This window comes from Clostridium sp. MB05 (genome assembly GCF_046581255.1).
In the GTDB taxonomy this organism is placed as follows: domain Bacteria; phylum Bacillota; class Clostridia; order Clostridiales; family Clostridiaceae; genus Clostridium.
In genome coordinates, this window is the sequence record NZ_CP174370.1 from 1 (window position 1) to 2,500 (window position 2,500).

The 2,500-nt window shown below is 50.6% G+C and carries 1 rRNA gene (cut by a window edge); it reads right to left on the bottom strand.

Features of this window, described 5'->3' with window-relative positions:
* Nucleotides 1-40 precede the first annotated feature (40 nt).
* Nucleotides 41-2,500, bottom strand: a 23S ribosomal RNA gene (locus tag ACH36K_RS00005) (it continues 446 nt past the right edge of the window).

Genomic DNA, 2,500 nt, shown 5'->3' on the forward strand with positions numbered 1-2,500 from the left:
TGAAAATTGCACATGAATTACAGCCAAAATCTTTTAATTATTGGTCAAGCCCTCGACCTATTAGTATCAGTCAGCTAAATATGTTACCACACTTACACCTCTGACCTATCAACCTTGTGTTCTTCAAGGGGTCTTACTAGCTTATGCTATGGGAAATCTCATCTTGAGGGGGGCTTCACGCTTAGATGCTTTCAGCGTTTATCCCTTCCCGACTTAGCTACCCAGCCATGCTCTTGGCAGAACAACTGGTACACCATAGGTCAGTCCATCCCGGTCCTCTCGTACTAAGGACAGCTCCTCTCAAATTTCCTACGCCCGCGACGGATAGGGACCGAACTGTCTCACGACGTTCTGAACCCAGCTCGCGTGCCGCTTTAATGGGCGAACAGCCCAACCCTTGGGACCTACTACAGCCCCAGGATGCGACGAGCCGACATCGAGGTGCCAAACCTCCCCGTCGATGTGGACTCTTGGGGGAGATCAGCCTGTTATCCCCGAGGTAGCTTTTATCCGTTGAGCGATGGCCCTCCCACGAGGTACCACCGGATCACTAAGCCCGACTTTCGTCCCTGCTCCACTTGTGGGTGTCGCAGTCAGGCTCCCTTCTGCCTTTGCACTCTTCGAACGATTTCCGACCGTTCTGAGGGAACCTTTGGGCGCCTCCGTTACTTTTTTGGAGGCGACCGCCCCAGTCAAACTGCCCACCTAACAATGTCCCGTCACCAGATTCATGGCGTCCGGTTAGAATCCCAATACTGTCAGGGTGGTATCCCAAGGGTGACTCCACTAAGGCTGACGCCCTAGCTTCTCAGTCTCCCACCTATCCTGTACAGACAATATCGAAACTCAATGCTAAGCTACAGTAAAGCTCTACGGGGTCTTTCCGTCCAATCGCGGGTAGCGAGCATCTTCACTCGCACTACAACTTCGCCGGATTTGCAGTTGAGACAGTGCCCAAGTCATTACGCCATTCGTGCGGGTCAGAACTTACCTGACAAGGAATTTCGCTACCTTAGGACCGTTATAGTTACGGCCGCCGTTTACTGGGGCTTAAGTTCACACCTTCGCTTGCGCTAAGTGTTCCCCTTAACCTTCCAGCACCGGGCAGGCGTCAGCCCCTATACATCAGCTTACGCTTTAGCAGAGACCTGTGTTTTTGCTAAACAGTTGCTTGGGCCTATTCTCTGCGGCCTGCTCTCGCAGGCACCCCTTCTCGCGAACTTACGGGGTCAATTTGCCTAGTTCCTTAACTGCAATTCTTCCGATGGCCTTAGGATTCTCTCCTCATCTACCTGTGTCGGTTTGCGGTACGGGCACTACTTCTCTCTCTAGATGCTTTTCTTGGAAGCATGGAATCAGATACTTCGGCCAAATTGGCCTTCCCCATCACACCTCAGAATTGTTAAGACGGATTTTCCTGTCTTAACTCCCTAAATGCTTAGACTAGCATTTCCAATCGCTAGCACATCCTATCCTTCTCCGTCACACCATCGATAATAACGATAATAGTGGTATTGGAATATCAACCAATTGTCCATCACCTACGCCTTTCGGCCTCGGCTTAGGTCCCGACTAACCCTGGGCGGACGAGCCTTCCCCAGGAAACCTTAGATTTTCGGCCTGTAAGATTCTCACTTACATCTCGCTACTAATGCCAACATTCTCACTCGTAATCAGTCCACCGCTCCTTACGGTACGACTTCAGCCCGATTACGACGCTCCTCTACCGCTCAAGTTAAACTTGAACCCGTAGCTTCGGTGGTAAGTTTGAGCCCCGGACATTTTCGGCGCAGGATCTCTCGACTAGTGAGCTATTACGCACTCTTTAAATGAGTGGCTGCTTCTAAACCAACATCCTAGTTGTCTTAGAAATCCCACATCCTTTACCACTTAACTTACACTTTGGGACCTTAGCTGACGATCTGGGCTTTTTCCCTTTTGACTACGGATCTTATCATTCGCAGTCTGACTGCCGGACTCATAGTATATGGCATTCGGAGTTTGATAAGGTTCGGTAAGCGATATGCCCCCTAGCCCATTCAGTGCTCTACCTCCATTACTCATATCCGACGCTAGCCCTAAAGCTATTTCGAGGAGAACCAGCTATCTCCGAGTTCGATTGGAATTTCTCCGCTATCCACAGCTCATCCCATGCTTTTTCAACAGCAACGTGGTTCGGTCCTCCACGGGGTTTTACCCCCGCTTCAACCTGGCCATGGATAGGTCACCCGGTTTCGGGTCTACGGCATGCAACTAGTCGCCCTATTAAGACTCGGTTTCCCTTCGGCTCCGTACCTTAAGTACTTAACCTTGCTACATACCGTAACTCGTTGGCTCGTTCTACAAAAAGCACGTCATCACCCTCATAAGGGGCTTTGACCGGTTGTAGGCACACGGTTTCAGGTTCTATTTCACTCCCCTCCCGGGGTTCTTTTCACCTTTCCCTCACGGTACTGCTTCACTATCGGTCATCAGGTAGTATTTAGCCTTGGGAGGTGGT